This is a genomic window from Streptomyces sp. NPDC104226 (genome assembly GCF_055584085.1).
On sequence record NZ_JBVJMS010000012.1, the window covers coordinates 143,274 to 159,806 of the forward strand.

Consider the following 16,533-nt stretch of genomic DNA (forward strand, 5'->3'; position numbering starts at 1 on the left):
CTCCTCAGGCCGGCCATGGCGCTTACGGTTGCTCGGCGGCGGCCGGCGAGCGAGCGTTACCGCCCATTCTCCGGCCTGCGGCAGAGGGGCGCCGCTCGGGGAGCGGCCCGGGCGTCAGGCCTTGCCGCGCCCCGCGCGCAGGTGGTCGGCGACCGGGGAGAGCGCGGAGCGCAGTGCCGCGAGGGCCTCCGGCGGGAGCAGGTCGATGAAGTGCCGGCGGACGGACGCCACGTGGTGCGGGGCGACCTTGCGCATCGTCTCCATGCCCTCGGGCGTGAGGACGGCGTAGAGACCGCGGCGGTCGGACTCGCAGTTGACGCGGCGGACGAGGCCCGCCGATTCCATGCGGGTGATCTGGTGGGAGAGCCGGCTCTTGGACTGCAGGGTCGACGTCGCGAGATCGCTCATCCGCATCCGGTGTTCCTCGGATTCGGAGAGGTTCACGAGGATCTCGTAGTCGTTGTTGGTGAGCCCGAACGGCTGGAGGTCCTTTTCCAGCTGGTGGGACAGCAGTCTGCTGACGTCCAGGTGGGTGCGCCAGGCGCACTGCTCGGCGTCGCTCAGCCAGGGGGTGGCCGCCTCGGTCTCGATGGTCTCCATGAAAGAACTCTACCTAAGAAGTTGAATTACGTACAAAAATACTGCGAGACACAGGGGTGCCTACAGCCCGAAGCGCCGCTGGAGATCACCCAGCTGCCCCGGCATCCGCGGTACGCCGAGCTGCCCCAGCGGACCCTGTCCCTGGCCGGGAACGCCCTGCGCCTGGCCCGTGGCCGCCCCGGCGCCCACGGCCCCGATCGCCTGCTCCGGCATCAGCATCTCCGAGGACTGGAGAAGCACCGTACCGGCACCCACGAACTCGAACTGGTGCTCCTCGCCCGAGGAGCCCCCGATGCCCGTCAGCGAGCGCAGCCCGCCGATCACGCCCGACATGTACCCGTGGTCGTAGTGGTGGCAGGGGGAGGGGCAGTCCGCCCACCCCACCAGCGCCTGCGGATCCACCCGCAGCGGCGGCTCCATGAACACCACCGGACCGCTGGAGGCGGCCACGAACTTCCCGGTCCCGATCAGCGTGAGGAAGCCCGGGACGATCGACTGCTTCAGCGCGAGCGAGGGCTGGTAGGCGAGCAGGTTGCCCGACCGGATGGTCAGGTTGCCATTGTCCAGGTCGTACGAGTTCACGTCGAAGGCCCGGTCGGCCAGCAGCATCTTGCCCTGGCCCTCGGCCACCACCCAGTCGCTCGCGTGCAGCGGCGAGTGGAAGCTGGTGCGCAGCAGCCGGTCGAAGCGGCCGTGGCCGATGCCGTTGAACTCGATGCGCCCGTAGTAGGCGATCATCTTGCCCTTCTGCAGGAACCACTGGCTCCCCTTGAGCTCCACGCAGAAGGTGTAGGCGTTGACGTTGTCGTCGGACGGCAGGGTGTACGGGTCGAAGACGGTCGGACCTCCCGGTCCGCCGGTCACGGGACCAAAGTTCACAGTTTTTCCTCCGAGGCCTGTACGTACACCGCGCCCTGGCCGGACAGTTCCAGCTGGAACGCCTCGCCCGAGCCGCGTCCGACCATGTCCCGCCAGCCGAGCGCCGTGGACAGCTTGTTGCGGACCTCGCCGTGGTGGGCGACGTACGCCTGCGGGTCCACGTGGACCGGGCGGTTCGGGTGGATCGGCAGCTCGATGACCCCGCCGTGGGCCATCACGGCCACCGAGCCGTGGCCCTTGAGCGTGGTGGTGAACAGGCCCTGGCCCGTCACCTGGCCGCGCACCATGCCCATGACCCCGCCCTGCGCGCCCATGAACATCGTGCCCTGCTGCAGGGTGCCGTCGAAGGCGAGCAGCCGGTCGGCCTCCACGTAGAGCGTCTCGCCGGTGAGGCTGATCACCTGGATGTGGTGGCCGCCGTGGCCGAACATCACGGTGCCGCTGCCCTCGACCTCCATCAGCGGGGTCTGCTCGTTCGCCACGCGGCGTCCGATCATGCCCATCACGCCGCCCTGGCCGCCGGTCAGGCTCGGGGTGAAGGAGACCTCGCCCCGGTAGGCGAGCATCGCGCCGCGCTGGCTGTACATCTTCTGCCCCGGTACGACCTGGGCCTCGACCATCTTCGAGTTGATCTCGCGGAACGGCATCAGACGTCGCCCCCGATGGTGTTGCGCTCGCTGGGCTGCACGTACACCAGGCCCTCGCCCTCGAAGCGGATCTGGAACGCCTCGCCGGAGCCCTCGCCTATCAGCGTGCGGAAGTTCACACCGGACTGGAAGGACTGCTGGAGGTTCCCGGTGTGCGCGATGTACGCGCCCGGGTCGACGGAGAGCGGGTACTGGGAGCTGACGCGCAGCACCACCGCCGGGCCGTCGGACATGATCGCCGCCTGGCCGCTGCCCTCGACGGTGGTGGTGAACAGGCCGTTGCCCGTGCTCGCACCCCGCAGGCCGGTGAAGGTGGTGCCGGTGCGCAGGCCGGCGTCGGTGCACAGCAGGTTGCTGGACTCGACGTACAGCTTCTCGCCGCGCAGGTTGACCAGATTGATCTCGCTCGCCCGGTCGGCGAAGAAGCAGGTGCCGTGCCCCTGCACTTCCATCACGGTCATCTGCTCGCCGGTGAGCCGCCGGGTCACCATTCCGCGGAGGCCTTCGCCGCCGCCGGTCATCTTCTTGAAGGCCATCTGGCCGTCGTACGCGACCATGGAGCCGTTCTTCGCTTTCACGGCGTCCCCGGTCAGGTCGACGGCGAGCACCTTGCTGCCTTGGAGTCGGAACTGAGCCACGGGAAGACGTTATCGGCAGCGGGCGGCACCGAACAGGGCCCGTTGGCCGATATCCGTCACGGTTCGGCACGGTCCGCCCCGGTCCGGCCGGAGCCGGGCCCCCCGCCAAGATCGCCCGGGGCGGCTGAGACACTGGGACGGACCCCCGGCATCCACCCCGAAGGTTCCACGTGGACATCAAGACCGCTTCCGCCCTGCACCGGCTGCGCCTCATCTCCGTACCGGAGGCGCTCTCGTTCCCGGCGCTGCTGATCTTCGGCTCGGTGCTGAGCCGGATCTCGGACATCGACTACCTGATGATGCCGCTCGGCGTCCTCCACGGGATCCTGTTCGTCATCTACGGCGTGTTCCTGCTGGACGTGTGGTTCAAGGCGAAGTGGCCCCTGAAGAAGGTCGCCCTGTTCTTCCTGCTGTCGCTCATCCCCTTCGGCGGGCTCTACGGCGACCGCGTGCTCAAGCGGGACGAGTCGGCCGGCGTGCTCGCCGCCCGCGCCCGTGAGGCGGCCCGCGCATGATGATCGCGTTCTCGGTGACCCCGCTGGGCGTCGGCGAAGAGGTCGGCGAGTACGTGGCCGACGCGGTCCGCGTCGTGCGCGCCTCGGGGCTGCCCAACCACACGGACGCCATGTTCACCACCATCGAGGGCGAGTGGGACGAGGTGATGGACGTGGTCAAGCGCGCGGTGGCCGCCGTGGAGGCGCGCGCCCCCCGGGTCTCCTTCATCCTCAAGGCCGACATCCGCCCCGGCGTCACGGACGGCATGACGTCGAAGATGGAAACGGTCGAACGCCACCTCGCCGGGGGCTGACCGAACCGCGGGACCGGTCGGCTCACGCGTCCCGCGGGACCCGTCGGCTCACACGTCCCGCCGTGGCCGGCCCTGGCAGACTTCGGGCGTATGAGCACCGCCATGATCAAGCACGCCGTCCCGTACTACTCCCAGTGGGAGTCCGCCGCGCTGGTGCCCGGGTTCGTCTCGGGGGCGGACGCGGCGCGGGATCCGCTGTGGGCCGGGTCCGGTGCGGAGTCGCCCGGGGAGTACGCCTTCTGGGCGCCCCGCATGTGCGGAGTGGCCTGCCTGCGGATGGTGCTGGGGAGCCTGGGGCTCCCGGTGCCGCCGTCCGTGGAGCTGGTGAAGGAGCTCTGCGCGGCCGGGGCGTACGTACGGGACGGGGACGCCGTACAGGGGCTGATCTACCGGCCGTTCGCCGAGTACGTGAACGCCCGCTGGGGCCTGGACGCCCGCTCGGTGCCCGTACTGGACCACCGGGCCGTGCGGGACACGCTCGCCGCGGGCGGTCTGGCGATGCTGTCGGTGCACTGGTCGATCCGTGGCCTGGCCCCCGAGGTGGAGGCCCGGGGCGGGCACCTGGTGCTCGCCGTCGGGGCCACCGACGAGGCCGTCCTGGTGCACAATCCCTCCGGCTTCCCCGACGGCTCCCAGCAGTACGCGCGCGTCCCCTGGGCCGACCTGGACCGGTTTTACGCCGGACGCGGCATCCTGATCGGCGGCCGGCAGGCCGGCTCCCCGTCGCCGCAGCCGGGCCGCTGACCCGTTCGGGTCCGTGAGGGAGGGCGCGCAGCAGAACCGCCCGGTCGGGTGCATCCCGTTCGACAGCCTGAGGTATCTCCCCTTTCGTGGGGATACGTACCTCGGTTTCGAGCGCTGGAGGAACCGTGCGGCAGGAGACCTTCGACTACGAGACCCACAGCCGGCTGGCCGGCCCCTGTGAAGAGCCGGATCCCGCCGTCGCCTACCGCGTGAGGTACCGCTCCCTCCTCGCGCGCGAGGACCTCCGGACCCGAATACGGGCCCTCGCGCTCATGACGCTCGCCCCCGTCGCCGCCGCCGGGCTGCTGCTCTACCTCGTCTGGCCCACGCACCACACCGTCCGGGAGGGCGCCGCGGGCTGGCTCGTCCGGCTCGACGCCGTGATGCTCGGATCCGTCGCCCTGATCATGCTCTTCATGGTGGTCAACGTGGTCTCGATCGCCCACGCCACGATGGCCGCCCGGGACCCCGTCCCCGTCCCCGCCGAGCCCGGCACCCGCGTCGCCTTCCTCACCACCTACGTCCCGGGCAAGGAACCGCTCTCCATGGCGGCCGCCACCCTGCGCGGGGCCGTGGCCGTCCGGCACGACGGGCCGCTCGACGTCTGGCTCCTCGACGAGGGCGACGACCCCGCGGCCAGGGAGCTGTGCGCCGCGCTCGGCGTGCGCCACTTCACCCGCAAGGGCGTCCCCGAGTGGAACACCGCCGCGGGCGCCCACCGGGCGAGGACCAAGCACGGCAACTACAACTCCTGGCTCGCCCGGCACGGCGCGGACTACGACTACCTCGCCTCCGTGGACACCGACCACGTGCCGCTCCCGCAGTACCTGGAGCGGATGCTCGGCTTCTTCCGCGACCCCGACGTCGCCTTCGTCGTCGGCCCGCAGGTCTACGGCAACTACACCTCCCCGGTCACCAAGGCCGCCGAGTCGCAGCAGTACCTCTTCCACGCGCTGATCCAGCGCGCGGGAAACCGCTACGGCGCCCCCATGTTCGTCGGCACCAACAACGCCGTCCGGATCAGCGCGCTGCGGCAGGTCGGCGGGCTCCACGACTCCCTCACCGAGGACATGGCCACCGGCTTCGAGCTGCACCGGAGCAGGAACCCGGGCACGGGGCGGTTCTGGCGGTCCGTGTACACCCCCGACGTGCTCGCCGTGGGGGAGGGGCCGAGCACCTGGACCGACCTGTTCACGCAGCAGCTGCGCTGGTCGAGGGGGACGTACGAAACCCTCCTGCGGCAGTACTGGCGCGGCTGCTTCCGGATGCCCCCGGGCCGCTGGCTCAACTACACCCTGATGCTCGTCTACTACCCCATGACCGCCGTCAACTGGCTCCTCGGCGTCCTCAGCTGCGTGCTGTTCCTGTGGTTCGGGGCCTCCGGCACCCAGGTCTCCTCCGAGGTCTGGCTGATGCTGTACACCGACGCCGCCGCCCTCCAGGTCGGGCTGTACCTGTGGAACCGCCGCCACAACGTCTCCCCCCACGAGCCGGAGGGCTCCGGCGGGCTCGCCGGCATGGCCATGTCGGCCGTCTGCGCGCCGGTCTACCTGAGGTCGCTCGGCTCGGCGGCGCTGCGCACCCGGGGCCGCTTCGTCGTCACCCCCAAGGGCGGCGGCGCCAGCCCCGACCGGCTCGCCACCTTCCGCATCCACCTCTTCTGGGCCGCCGTCCTCCTCGTCTCCCTCGCCGCCTCCGTGCGCTACGAGCACACCCACGCGGCCATGCGCGTCTGGGCGGTGCTCGCCCTGGCCGTCACCCTCGCCCCGCCGGCCGTCTGGGCGCTGACGGAGCTGCGCGCCCGGACGGCCCGGACCGCGCCCGGCGGCGGCCCCGAACCGGGTGGGGAGCCGGAGCAGGCGCTCGCACAGACGGCGGGAGGGAACTGAACCATGCCGTACCGGCCTTCGAAGCAGTTCAAGAAGACGGCCCTGGGCGCCGCAGCCGTCGCCCTGCTGCTCGCGCTCAACGCGCCCGCCGCGCTCTCCTTCGCCGGGGACCGCTACCACGCGTACAAGATCGGCAGGGCCGGCTACCGCCTCCAGTACGGCTCCTGGGGGCTCGTCGGGCTCCCCGAGGAGTACCGGATCAACGCCATGCACGCGGCGCTGCTGCGCACCGGCAAGGTGCTGCTGATCGCCGGCTCCGGCAACGACCAGCGCAACTTCGACAAGGGCACCTTCTCCACCGTCCTGTGGGACCCGAAGGACGACAGCTTCAAGAAGATCCCGACCCCGGAGGACTTCTTCTGCTCGGGCCACGCCCAACTCCCCGACGGGCAGCTCCTGGTGGCCGGCGGGACCGCGCGCTACGAGGTGCTCGGCGGGAAGGTCACCCGGGCCGGCGGCGGCATGCGGGTCAAGAACGAGAGCCCCGACAAGGCGGTCAGCCTGCCGAAGGGCACCGTCTTCCGGTCCCCCTCCGGAGTCGAGTACGTGTCGAAGTTCCCCGTCACCGTCCCCAAGGCCACCCGGCGGTTCGAGATCGCCTACGGGCGCGGCGGGCAGATGATGCCGTGGAAGACCGAGGTGGTCGCGGCCGAGGCCCGCGTCTTCGTGGAAGCGGTCCGGGAGGGCGCCGCGGGGCTGACGACCCAGGCCGCCCAGTACACCGTGGCCGGGCTCACCGGCAAGGACGCCGCCGACGTCTACGGGCTCGCGGAGCGGCTCAGCGCCGGCAAGCAGGACTTCCAGGGCATCAGGTCCGCCTACGAGTTCGACCCCGTGGCGGAGAAGTACGTACCGGTCGACCCGATGAGGGACGCCCGCTGGTACCCGACCCTGGTGGGCCTCCAGGACGGGCGGGTGCTGGCCGTGTCCGGGCTCAACGACGTGGGCGACGTCGTACCCGGCGACAACGAGTACTACGACCCGAAGACCAAGAAGTGGTCCAAGGGGCCCTTCCGCTACTTCCCCACCTACCCCGCCCTCTTCCTCACCCAGGGCGGCAAACTCCTCTACACCGGCTCCAACGCGGGCTACGGGCCCAAGAGCAAGGGCCGCGAGCCGGGCGTGTGGGACCTGGCGACGAACCAGTACCGCAAGGTCGGCGGACTCGCCGACCCCGACCAGCTGGAGACCTCCTCGTCCGTGCTGCTCCCCCCGGCCCAGGACCAGAAGGTGATGGTGCTCGGCGGCGGCGGAGTCGGCGAGTCCAGGCTGTCCACGGACCGCACGGCGGTCGTGGACCTCAAGGCGGAGGTGCCGGTCTTCCGGTCGACGGCCCGGCTCCCGCAAGGGGTCCGCTACCTCAGCAGCGTGCTGCTGCCCGACGACTCCGTCTTCACCACGGGAGGCTCCGCCGACTACCGCGGCCGGGGCGCCAGCGACATCCGCAAGGCGCAGTTCTACTACCCGCGCACCGACACCTTCGTCGCCGCCGCGGCCCCGAAGGTCGGGCGCAACTACCACTCCGAGGCGCTGCTGCTGCCCGACGGGCGGGTGGCGACCTTCGGCTCCGACCCGCTCTTCGCGGACAAGGACAACACCAGGCTGGGCAGGTTCGAACACCGGCTGGAGGTGTACAGCCCGCCGTACCTGCACCGGGACCCGGCGCTGCGGCCGGTCCTGGGCGAGGGGCCCGAGGAGGTCGGGCCCGGGGGCCGCGCCACCTTCCGGGCACCCCAGGCGGAGCGGATCCAGCGGGCCCGGCTGATGCGGCCGAGCGCGGTCACGCACACCACCGACGTGGAGCAGCGCTCGATCGAGCTCGGGCTGGAGAAGACCGCCGGCACGGTGACGGTCACCGTGCCGGCGGACCCGACGCTGGTGCCGCCCGGCTGGTACATGCTGTTCGTGACCGGCGCGGACGGGACCCCGTCGGTGGCGAAGTGGATCCGGGTGCGGCCGGCTCCGGAGGCGGCCGCGGAGCCGCCGTCGGCGGCCTCGCGGGACGGCTGGCTGAGCGAGTAGGGCCGGGGTCGGGTGGCGCCGGGCCGGGCCGCGCTAGTCGGTGGCGCGGCGGGCCAGGCCCAGGGCGTAGTCCGGCCACCACTTCCCGGCCGGCGGGCCGCCGCGGCAGGTGCCGTCCGATTCGCCCGGCCGCTTGACCCAGAGGTACGCGTCCACGAGCGGGTCGCCCGTCCCGTCCGTCGGCGGCGTGCCCAGCGCCCGGCCCGGCGGGTTGCACCAGGCCTGGCTGCGGTCGCCCTGGAGCGGGCCGTCGCCGTTGCGGCTGGTGTCGATGACGAAGTGCTTGCCCTTGGTGGCCTTGGAGAGGGCGGCGCCGTACTCGCGGCCGGCCGGGCTGGGCTGGAAGTTGGAGACGTTGAGGGAGAAGCCGTCGGCGTGGTCCAGACCCGCCTTGTAGAGGGGACCGACCAGCTTCTTCGGGTCCGGGATCCACGCCGGGTTCCCGGCGTCCAGGTAGACCTTGGTGTTCTTGTTGCGCTTGAGCCGGTCGACGGCCTCGGAGAGCAGCTGCAGCCGCTCGTCGCGGTGGCCGGCCTCGGTGCAGCCGTCCACGAGGTGCGGGACCGCGTCCGGCTCCAGGACGACCAGGGCCTTCGCATCGGCGATGTTGTCGGCGAAGGCGCCGATCCAGCTCCGGTACGCGGCGGCGTCCCGGGCGCCGCCCGCCGAGTGCTGCCCGCAGTCCCGGTACGGGATGTTGTACGCAACGAGGACCAGCGTGCGGCCGGCCGCACGGGCGCTCGCCCTGGCCCGGCGGATCTCCGGGCCGGGGTCGCCGGCCGGGCCCCACAGGGCCATCGGCCGGTCCGCGATGCGGCGCAGCACCTGGGCGTCGCTGTTGCGGCCCTGCGCCTCCCAGGCGGCGACCTGGCGGGCGGCGTCGCTCTGCGGATCCACCCAGAACGGGGACTCGTCGACCAGGCCGACCCCGGCCGGGTGGTGGGGCGGTGCGGATTCCGGCTGGGCGGTGGGGGCGGGCGTGCAGGCGGCTGCCGCCGTCAGGGCGAGGGCCGCGGTGAGGAGGGGGTGGGGGCGGGGGCGGCTGCGGGGGGCTGGCATCCGGCTTCCTCGGGGCGAAGGGGCGGGCGGCGGCTGCGGGCCGGGTCATCGTGACATAACGGGCAGTCGGGGCGGAGCGCGACACCGCCGAGTGCGGCCGGGTGGGGGCGGACGGTCCGCTGCGCGGGGCCGTCCCCGACCCGCCCTTCCCCCGTTCCCCGTGCTCCGCCCGGACCCCTCGGGGCCCCGCCCCCGGCGCCGGCGCCTCAGACGCCGGCGGGGCTGGGTTTGCCCCTGTGGGGGCGGATCACTCCGGCGGGGTGGGTTCCGAGCCTCCGGTCAGGGCGATGGCCAGGGGGGTGCGTTCGTAGAGGATCTGGTGGCCGTGGCGGGAGGGGATGAGGAGGCCCGCCTGGTGGAGGGTCTTGAGGTGGGCGGACACGGTCGAGGGGGCCAGGGAGAGGCGGTGGGCCAGGGCGGTGGTCGAGGCCGGTTCGGTCAGGGCGCACAGGACGTCGGCGCGGGCGCGGCCGAGGAGCCGTGCCAGGGCCTGCGGGGCCGGGCCGGCCGGGGCCGTCCACAGGGCGCCGATGCCGCGGGCCGGGTACACCAGGGTGGGCTGCCACGGCGGGTCGTAGCCGCCCACCACCTCCGGCCAGACGAAGGCGCTCGGCATGAGGAGGAGGCCCTGGCCGTCGAGGGAGCGGTCGTGGTGGCCCCGGCGGGCGATGCTGAGGGTCTTCCCCGACCAGCTCAGATCCGGGTGGAGGCCGTCGAAGAGGGCCTCCAGCCCGCCCGCGGCCAGCCGCCGGGAGTGGAACAGGACGTCCGCCTCCAGCAGGGCGCGCAGCCGGGGCCAGTGGGGGGCGACCAGGGTCCGCCAGGCCTGCTCGTAGAGGTCGGCCAGCTCCTGGACCGCCCGCTCCGGGTCCGCCAGCATCCGCTGCCCGACCGCGCTCTCCAGTGCGCCCGGGGTGCAGACCAGGGAGCGCCGCAGGTCCTCCCGGGCCTCCTGCGGATCGGCGGCCCGGACCCGGGCGAGCTCCTCCTCGAAGGTGACCGACGGGCCCGTCGGCGGCGGGCTGAGGAAGTCCGGATTGTGTCCCGCGCGCGGCATCAGCAGCCACAGCGGCCGCAGGTCCAGCCCGGCGGCCGCTGCGCGGATCCCGCGGAGCCAGGGCAGGTGGTACGCGTGGCGGCGCCGGTCCAGCAGGACCCGTACGGCCTCCTGGGTCTCCCAGCGGGGCGAGATCGAGAACCGGCAGCGCAGCAGGTCGGCGGCGCCGAAGCGGAAGTGGAACGGCACGGGTCCCTCCGGGGGTGGAACGGGTCGGTCGAGACGGCCCGCGCCCGGGCGGCCGGCCCCTCAGGGGAGCCCCCCCGGGGGACCGCCCTCGGGGACGGCCCTTCCGGTGACGCCCCCGAGGGCCCCCGGCGGACGGCCCGCCTGGGTGCGGACGGGCCCCGCGGGCCCCCGAGGGAGGGCCCCTGGGCGGACCGCCCCAAGGGACCGCCTCTCCGGGCGGACACCGCCCGAGGAGCGGCCCTCCGGCGGACGGCCCCGGCGGACGGCCCCCGAGGGACCGCCCCCGGCGGATGGCCGCCCTGGGGGATGGTCGCCCCGGGGGACGGCCTCCGGAGTGGGCCGGGCCCTGCCACAGGTGCTGGCTGCGTTGCGACGGAGAGCCCGGGGGACGGCCCCCTGAGGGACCGCGCCCCCCAGTGGACGGTCGCCCGGGCGGACGCCCTCGGAGTGGGCCGGGCCCTGCCGCAGGCGCTGGATGCGTTGCGACGGAGGGCCGGTGATTCGGATGGGGACGAATCTCTGGAGGGCCAGCCTAGGCGCCAGCAAGCTCCTCCGTATGACCACCACAGACCCGCCCACCCCGGAAGCCGCCGTCCTCGGGCAGGGCTCCGTGCCGGGACCCGTCGGCTCCGGGCAGGGCCTCGCGCCCGGAACGGGCGTCTCCCAGGAGGTCCTCGTGCCGGGGACGGTCGGCTCTGGGCAGGGGCCCGTGCCGGGGACCGTCGCTTCCGGTCAGGACTCCGTGCCGGGGACCGTCGCGACCGGTCAGGGCTCCGTGCAAGGAACGGGCGTCTCCCAGGAGGGTCCCGTGCCCGGGGCGGGCGTTTCCCGGGAGGGGGCCGTGCCCGGGGCGGCCGGCTCCGGGCAGGGTTCCGTGTCGGGAGGGGGTGGGTCCGGGTATCGGGGGGTGTTTCGGGTTCGGGAGTTTCGGCCCGTGTTCGCCGCGCATCTGTTGTCCGTGCTCGGTGTCGTCATCGCCGAGATCGCTCTCACCGTCCTCGTCTACCGGGCCACCGGGTCTCCGCTGCTGAGCGCGCTCACCTTCGCCCTCGGGTTCCTCCCGTACGCCCTCGGCGGCACCCTCCTCGCGCCGCTGGCCGACCGGCTGCCCGCCCGCCGGGTGCTCGTCGGCTGCGACCTCGTCTGCGCGGCCTGCGCGGCGGCCATGGCCGCGCCCGGTACCCCGGTGGCGCTGCTCCTCGTACTGCGCTGCGCGATGGCCTTCGTCGCGCCGCTGTTCCAGGGCACCCGCAGCGCCTCCCTCGCCGACGTCCTCGGCGCCGGCGACGCGTACGTCCTGGGCCGCTCGCTGCTGCGCATGGTGGCGCAGAGCGCCCAGCTCATCGGCTTCGGGCTCGGCGGCCTGCTGCTCACCGTGCTGGCCCCGCGCGGGGCCATCCTGCTCACGGCCGCCGGGTTCCTCGGTTCCGCGGCCCTGCTGCGCCTGGGCACCCGCGCCCGGCCCGCCCGCAGTGCGGGCAGCGGGCGGACGCCGGACCGGGTTTCCCCGGTCGCCGGGCTGCGCGCCGTGCTGGGACACCGCCGGCTGCGGGCCCTCACCCTGCTGTCCTGGCTGCCGCCGCTCTTCGTGGTCGTGCCCGAGGCGCTGCTGACCCCGTACGCCACCGGCCTCGGCGCCTCCACCGCCGGGCTCGGGCTGCTGATGTGCGCGATGCCCGTCGGGGCCATCGCCGGGGAGGTGTGGGCGGGCTCGGCGCTCACCGCCCGAACGCGTTCGCGGATCACGGCCCGGCTCGCGGCCGTCTCGCTGCTGCCGCTGCTCGCGTACGCCGTCCGGCCCGGCCTGCCGCTCCTGTGGGGCGCGCTGGTGCTGGCCGGGCTGGCCCACGCGTACACTCTCGGCCTCGACCAGTGGTACGTCGAGGCGGTACCGGAGGAGCTGCGCGGCCGGGCGATGACCCTGCTCAGCACCGGGCTGATGACCCTTCAGGGCGTCGGCATGGCGCTCGCCGGGGTCGCGGCGGAGTTCCTGCCCGTCCACGTGGTCGTCGCGTCGGCGGCGGTGCTCGGCACCGGGGTCGTCCTGGTGCTGCTGGCCGAGGTGCGCCGGACGGCTCCGGGGCCTGCCGGGCCGAGGAGTGAGACGGTTCCCGCAGCCAAATGACCGCCCGGTAGGGTCTGGTGCGTGCCGAAACCGCTCAGCCTTCCCTTCGACCCGATCGCCCGCGCCGACGAGCTCTGGCAGCAGCGCTGGGGTCCCGTGCCCTCGATGGCCGCGATCACCTCGATCATGAGGGCGCACCAGATCCTGCTCGGCGAGGTCGACGCGGTCGTCAAGCCGTACGGCCTGACCTTCGCGCGCTACGAGGCGCTGGTGCTGCTGACCTTCTCCAAGGCCGGGGAACTGCCGATGTCGAAGATCGGCGAGCGGCTGATGGTGCATCCGACGTCGGTGACGAACACCGTGGACCGGCTCGTGAAGTCGGGGCTCGTCGCCCGCCGCCCCAACCCCAACGACGGGCGCGGCACGCTCGCGTCGGTCACGGACAAGGGCCGCGAGGTGGTCGAGGCGGCCACGAAGGCGCTGATGGCGATCGACTTCGGGCTGGGCGCCTACGACGCCGAGGAGTGCGGGGAGATCTTCGCGCTGCTGCGCCCGCTCCGGGTGGCCGCGGCCGACTTCGAGGAGCGCTGACCGCCGCCTGATCCGGGCCGCGGCGCCCGCGGGGGCGGCGCCCGCGGCGGCGGCGTACGCTCGGCAGGGGTGGACCCGGACGGGACCGCGGAGGGCCGATGACCGCACTCGGTGACCTGATCGAGATCGACGACCGGACCGTACTGGTCCTCGGGCAGGAACTGGACCTCGGCCGCGGACAGCCGGACGTGGCCAACGCCCTGGTGCACCGGGCCGGCGACACCCTGGTGCTCGTCGACACGGGGGTCACGGAGGCCTTCCGCACGGCGCTGCTGGAGGCGGCCGGCCGGGTCGGGCCCTGGTCCCGGGCGCTGGTGCTGACCACGCACGGCCACCTCGACCACGTCGGCAACAACGACCTGGCCGACGGTCTGGGCGTACCGGCGGAGCACTGCGTCCCCGCCCCCGACGTGGCCCAGATGCGGGACCCGGTGGGCTACTGGGTGCGGGCCTTCGACGGCGTCGCGGGGCCCGCGGGCCTGACCGACCCCGCAGGAACCGCGGCCCGGGTGGTCTCGCTCTTCCAGCCGATGCGGCCCTTCGGCGAGACGACCCGGACCTACGAGGAACGGCCGCCGGAGCGGATCAGGATCGGCCCGCTCCGGTTCGTCGGCTGGACCTTCGCCGACGGCGCGGTCCGCGTGCTGCGCAGCCAGGGGCACTGCGCCGGGCACGTGATCGTGCACCTGCGGGACTCCGGGGTGCTGCACCTGTCCGACGAGGACAACGGGCCCTGCGGCGCCATGGCCGACGCCGACCAGCTCAAGATCCAGACGGTGCTGGGCTCCGCGGCCGTCCTCTGCGAGGCGGGGGCGGTGGAGTTCCTCACCGACGGGCACACCTTCGCCGTGCGCCGCGGAGCCGAAGCGGTGGCGCACCTGGAGGGCCTGCTGGAACAGGCCGCCGCACTGGGGGAGGCGGCGTTCGCGCTGGTCGGGGAGGGCGCCCGGGTCGACCCGGGCGGGTTCGCCGCCCGCTACGGGCAGGCCATGGCGGACCTGGGCGTCGGCGGAGCCAACGCGAACACGCTGTTCACCGCCATGTCGGCCGTCAACCAGCTCCGCCAGCTGGGGCTGAGCCCCGAGTCCGGCGCCGCCGGCGCGCCCTGGTCACGTACGGCGCCTCAGGACCCGTAGCCGGCCGCCCGAACCCGGCCCCCGTCAAGATCGTGCAAACCGGACGGCTAGGCTCGACGGCATGAAACGAAGCGTGCTGACCCGCTACCGCGTCATGGCCTACGTGACCGCGGTCATGCTCCTCATCCTCTGTGCCTGCATGGTGGCGAAGTACGGCTTCGACACCGGCGCCGACCTGACCTTCGCGGTCTCGCAGGCGCACGGTGTGCTGTTCATGATCTACCTGGTGTTCGCCTTCGACCTGGGCTCCAAGGCCAAGTGGCCGTTCGGCAAGCTCCTCTGGGTCCTGGTCTCCGGCACCATCCCGCTCGCCGCGTTCTTCGTGGAGCGGGGGATCCGCGCCGAGGTCGAGCCCCTGGTCGCCGGCGATCCGGCGGCCGCCCGCGTCTGACCCCGGGTGATCCACCCGCGGTGATCCACCGACCCCCGGGGTGACTCCCCGGGGGTTTGCCATCGACATTTACTAGGACGTCCTAGTAAATTCGGAGGCATGGACGCTGACGCCATTGAGGAAGGCCGCCGTCGCTGGCAGGCCCGGTACGACAAGGCCCGCACGCGCGAGGCCGATTTCACCACGCTCTCCGGCGACCCCGTCGATCCCGTCTACGGCCCGCGGCCCGGCGACTCGTACGAGGGCTTCGAGCGCATCGGCTGGCCGGGGGAGTACCCGTACACCCGCGGCCTGCACGCCACCGGCTACCGGGGGCGGACCTGGACCATCAGGCAGTTCGCCGGGTTCGGCAACGCCGAGCAGACCAACGAGCGCTACAAGATGATCCTGGCCGCCGGCGGCGGCGGGCTCTCCGTCGCCTTCGACATGCCCACCCTGATGGGGCGCGACTCCGACGACCCCCGCGCGCTCGGCGAGGTCGGCCACTGCGGGGTGGCCATCGACTCGGCCGCCGACATGGAGGTCCTCTTCAAGGACATCCCGCTCGGCGACGTGACCACCTCCATGACGATCAGCGGCCCGGCCGTCCCGGCCTTCTGCATGTACCTGGTGGCCGCCGAGCGGCAGGGCGTCGACCCGGCCGTCCTCAACGGGACGCTGCAGACCGACATCTTCAAGGAGTACATCGCCCAGAAGGAGTGGCTCTTCGAACCCGAGCCGCACCTGCGCCTCATCGGCGACCTCATGGAGTACTGCGCGAACGGCATCCCCGCCTACAAGCCGCTCTCCGTCTCCGGCTACCACATCCGCGAGGCCGGGGCCACGGCCGCGCAGGAGCTCGCGTACACCCTCGCCGACGGCTTCGGGTACGTGGAGCTCGGCCTCTCGCGCGGGCTGGACGTGGACCACTTCGCGTCCGGGCTCTCCTTCTTCTTCGACGCGCACCTCGACTTCTTCGAGGAGATCGCCAAGTTCCGCGCCGCCCGCCGGATCTGGGCCCGCTGGATGAAGGAGGTGTACGGGGCGAAGTCCGAGAAGGCCATGTGGCTGCGCTTCCACACCCAGACGGCCGGGGTCTCCCTCACCGCCCAGCAGCCCTACAACAACGTCGTGCGCACCGCCGTGGAGGCCCTCGCGGCCGTCCTCGGCGGCACGAACTCCCTCCACACCAACGCCCTCGACGAGACCCTCGCGCTGCCGAGCGAGCAGGCCGCCGAGATCGCCCTGCGCACGCAGCAGGTGCTGATGGAGGAGACGGGCGTGGCCAACGTGGCCGACCCGCTGGGCGGCTCCTGGTTCGTCGAGCAGCTCACCGACCGCATCGAGGCCGACGCCGAGAAGATCTTCGAGCAGATCAAGGAGCGCGGGCTGCGCGCCCACCCGAACGGGCAGCACCCGATCGGCCCGATCACCTCGGGCATCCTGCGGGGCATCGAGGACGGCTGGTTCACCGGGGAGATCGCCGAGTCGGCCTTCCAGTACCAGCGCTCGGTGGAGAAGGGCGACAAGCGGGTCGTGGGCGTCAACGTGCACCACGGCTCGGTCACCGGGGACCTGGAGATCCTGCGGGTCAGCCACGAGGTGGAGAAGGTCCAGGTCCGCGAGCTCGCGGAGCGCAAGGCCGCCCGGGACGACGCGAAGGTGAAGTCGGCGCTGGACGCCATGCTGGCCGCCGCCCGCGACGGATCGAACATGATCCCGGCGATGCTGGACGCGGTGCGCGCCGAGGCCACGATGGGCGAGATCTGCAACCTGCTGCGGGACGAGTGGGGCACGTACACGGAGCCGCCGGGCTTCTGACGCCCCGTCGCCCGCGAC

General features: G+C 72.9%; 16 protein-coding genes. 10 read left to right on the top strand and 6 right to left on the bottom strand.

Annotated features, from left to right (window positions below):
* Nucleotides 1-114: 114 nt before the first annotated feature.
* From ACZ60J_RS32765 to ACZ60J_RS32780, 4 genes are all read right to left on the bottom strand, one after another.
* Nucleotides 115-591: a MarR family winged helix-turn-helix transcriptional regulator gene (locus ACZ60J_RS32765; RefSeq protein WP_469687671.1), complete on the bottom strand. Its 477-nt coding sequence runs from the start codon at nucleotides 589-591 to the stop codon at nucleotides 115-117.
* Nucleotides 592-660: 69 nt separating this feature from the next.
* Nucleotides 661-1,464, bottom strand: a complete 804-nt coding sequence (locus ACZ60J_RS32770) for an AIM24 family protein (protein ID WP_469687673.1) — start codon at nucleotides 1,462-1,464, stop codon at nucleotides 661-663.
* An 11-nt stretch (nucleotides 1,465-1,475) separates the two neighbouring features.
* A complete protein-coding gene (locus ACZ60J_RS32775; protein WP_399376866.1) occupies nucleotides 1,476-2,126 on the bottom strand; it encodes an AIM24 family protein in 651 nt (216 codons plus the stop codon).
* The gene (locus tag ACZ60J_RS32780; protein ID WP_469687481.1) at nucleotides 2,126-2,764 is read right to left on the bottom strand and encodes an AIM24 family protein; all 639 of its coding nucleotides are present in this window, start codon (nucleotides 2,762-2,764) and stop codon (nucleotides 2,126-2,128) included. The genes ACZ60J_RS32775 and ACZ60J_RS32780 overlap by 1 nt, the downstream gene beginning before the upstream one ends.
* 170 nt (nucleotides 2,765-2,934) lie before the next feature.
* Here ACZ60J_RS32780 and ACZ60J_RS32785 point away from each other — a divergent pair, with 170 nt between their 5' ends.
* From ACZ60J_RS32785 to glxA, 5 genes are all read left to right on the top strand, one after another.
* Complete coding sequence (locus ACZ60J_RS32785; protein WP_469687483.1) at nucleotides 2,935-3,279, top strand: DUF3817 domain-containing protein; 345 nt, start codon at nucleotides 2,935-2,937, stop codon at nucleotides 3,277-3,279.
* The gene (locus ACZ60J_RS32790; RefSeq protein WP_383952579.1) at nucleotides 3,276-3,572 is read left to right on the top strand and encodes an MTH1187 family thiamine-binding protein; all 297 of its coding nucleotides are present in this window, start codon (nucleotides 3,276-3,278) and stop codon (nucleotides 3,570-3,572) included. The genes ACZ60J_RS32785 and ACZ60J_RS32790 overlap by 4 nt, the downstream gene beginning before the upstream one ends.
* Nucleotides 3,573-3,662: 90 nt before the next feature.
* A complete protein-coding gene (locus ACZ60J_RS32795; protein ID WP_469687485.1) occupies nucleotides 3,663-4,316 on the top strand; it encodes a C39 family peptidase in 654 nt (217 codons plus the stop codon).
* A 125-nt stretch (nucleotides 4,317-4,441) separates the two neighbouring features.
* Nucleotides 4,442-6,205 (top strand): glycosyltransferase family 2 protein, encoded by a 1,764-nt coding sequence (locus ACZ60J_RS32800; RefSeq protein WP_469687487.1) that lies wholly within the window; start codon nucleotides 4,442-4,444, stop codon nucleotides 6,203-6,205.
* Nucleotides 6,206-6,208: 3 nt separating this feature from the next.
* Nucleotides 6,209-8,227 carry a radical copper oxidase GlxA gene (gene glxA / locus ACZ60J_RS32805; protein ID WP_469687488.1) on the top strand — a complete coding sequence of 673 codons (2,019 nt, stop codon included), beginning with the start codon at nucleotides 6,209-6,211 and terminating at the stop codon, nucleotides 8,225-8,227.
* A 33-nt stretch (nucleotides 8,228-8,260) separates the two neighbouring features.
* Here the strand turns inward: glxA and ACZ60J_RS32810 are convergent, their stop codons facing one another.
* The gene (locus ACZ60J_RS32810) at nucleotides 8,261-9,286 is read right to left on the bottom strand and encodes a glycoside hydrolase family 6 protein (protein ID WP_469687490.1); all 1,026 of its coding nucleotides are present in this window, start codon (nucleotides 9,284-9,286) and stop codon (nucleotides 8,261-8,263) included.
* 247 nt (nucleotides 9,287-9,533) lie between these two features.
* Nucleotides 9,534-10,532 (bottom strand): ArsR/SmtB family transcription factor, encoded by a 999-nt coding sequence (locus tag ACZ60J_RS32815; protein WP_469687492.1) that lies wholly within the window; start codon nucleotides 10,530-10,532, stop codon nucleotides 9,534-9,536.
* A gap of 934 nt (nucleotides 10,533-11,466) precedes the next feature.
* Here ACZ60J_RS32815 and ACZ60J_RS32820 point away from each other — a divergent pair.
* From ACZ60J_RS32820 to ACZ60J_RS32840, 5 genes are all read left to right on the top strand, one after another.
* Complete coding sequence (locus ACZ60J_RS32820; protein WP_469687494.1) at nucleotides 11,467-12,657, top strand: MFS transporter; 1,191 nt, start codon at nucleotides 11,467-11,469, stop codon at nucleotides 12,655-12,657.
* Nucleotides 12,658-12,678: 21 nt separating this feature from the next.
* The gene (locus ACZ60J_RS32825) at nucleotides 12,679-13,188 is read left to right on the top strand and encodes a MarR family winged helix-turn-helix transcriptional regulator (protein WP_469687496.1); all 510 of its coding nucleotides are present in this window, start codon (nucleotides 12,679-12,681) and stop codon (nucleotides 13,186-13,188) included.
* A 98-nt stretch (nucleotides 13,189-13,286) separates the two neighbouring features.
* Nucleotides 13,287-14,324: an MBL fold metallo-hydrolase gene (locus ACZ60J_RS32830; RefSeq protein ID WP_469687498.1), complete on the top strand. Its 1,038-nt coding sequence runs from the start codon at nucleotides 13,287-13,289 to the stop codon at nucleotides 14,322-14,324.
* Nucleotides 14,325-14,385: 61 nt separating this feature from the next.
* Nucleotides 14,386-14,715 (top strand): DUF3817 domain-containing protein, encoded by a 330-nt coding sequence (locus tag ACZ60J_RS32835; RefSeq protein WP_469687499.1) that lies wholly within the window; start codon nucleotides 14,386-14,388, stop codon nucleotides 14,713-14,715.
* A gap of 99 nt (nucleotides 14,716-14,814) precedes the next feature.
* Entirely contained in the window at nucleotides 14,815-16,515 is a 1,701-nt protein-coding gene (locus tag ACZ60J_RS32840) for an acyl-CoA mutase large subunit family protein (protein ID WP_469687501.1), read from the top strand.
* The last annotated feature ends 18 nt before the right edge of the window (nucleotides 16,516-16,533 follow it).

Coding starts and splice junctions, on each gene's coding strand:
- ACZ60J_RS32790 (WP_383952579.1), top strand. CDS start 3,276: ATGATGATCGCGTTCTCGGTGACCCCGCTGGGCGTCGGCGAAGAGGTC.
- ACZ60J_RS32810 (WP_469687490.1), bottom strand. CDS start 9,286: ATGCCAGCCCCCCGCAGCCGCCCCCGCCCCCACCCCCTCCTCACCGCG.
- ACZ60J_RS32795 (WP_469687485.1), top strand. CDS start 3,663: ATGAGCACCGCCATGATCAAGCACGCCGTCCCGTACTACTCCCAGTGG.
- ACZ60J_RS32830 (WP_469687498.1), top strand. CDS start 13,287: ATGACCGCACTCGGTGACCTGATCGAGATCGACGACCGGACCGTACTG.
- ACZ60J_RS32775 (WP_399376866.1), bottom strand. CDS start 2,126: ATGCCGTTCCGCGAGATCAACTCGAAGATGGTCGAGGCCCAGGTCGTA.
- glxA (WP_469687488.1), top strand. CDS start 6,209: ATGCCGTACCGGCCTTCGAAGCAGTTCAAGAAGACGGCCCTGGGCGCC.
- ACZ60J_RS32835 (WP_469687499.1), top strand. CDS start 14,386: ATGAAACGAAGCGTGCTGACCCGCTACCGCGTCATGGCCTACGTGACC.
- ACZ60J_RS32840 (WP_469687501.1), top strand. CDS start 14,815: ATGGACGCTGACGCCATTGAGGAAGGCCGCCGTCGCTGGCAGGCCCGG.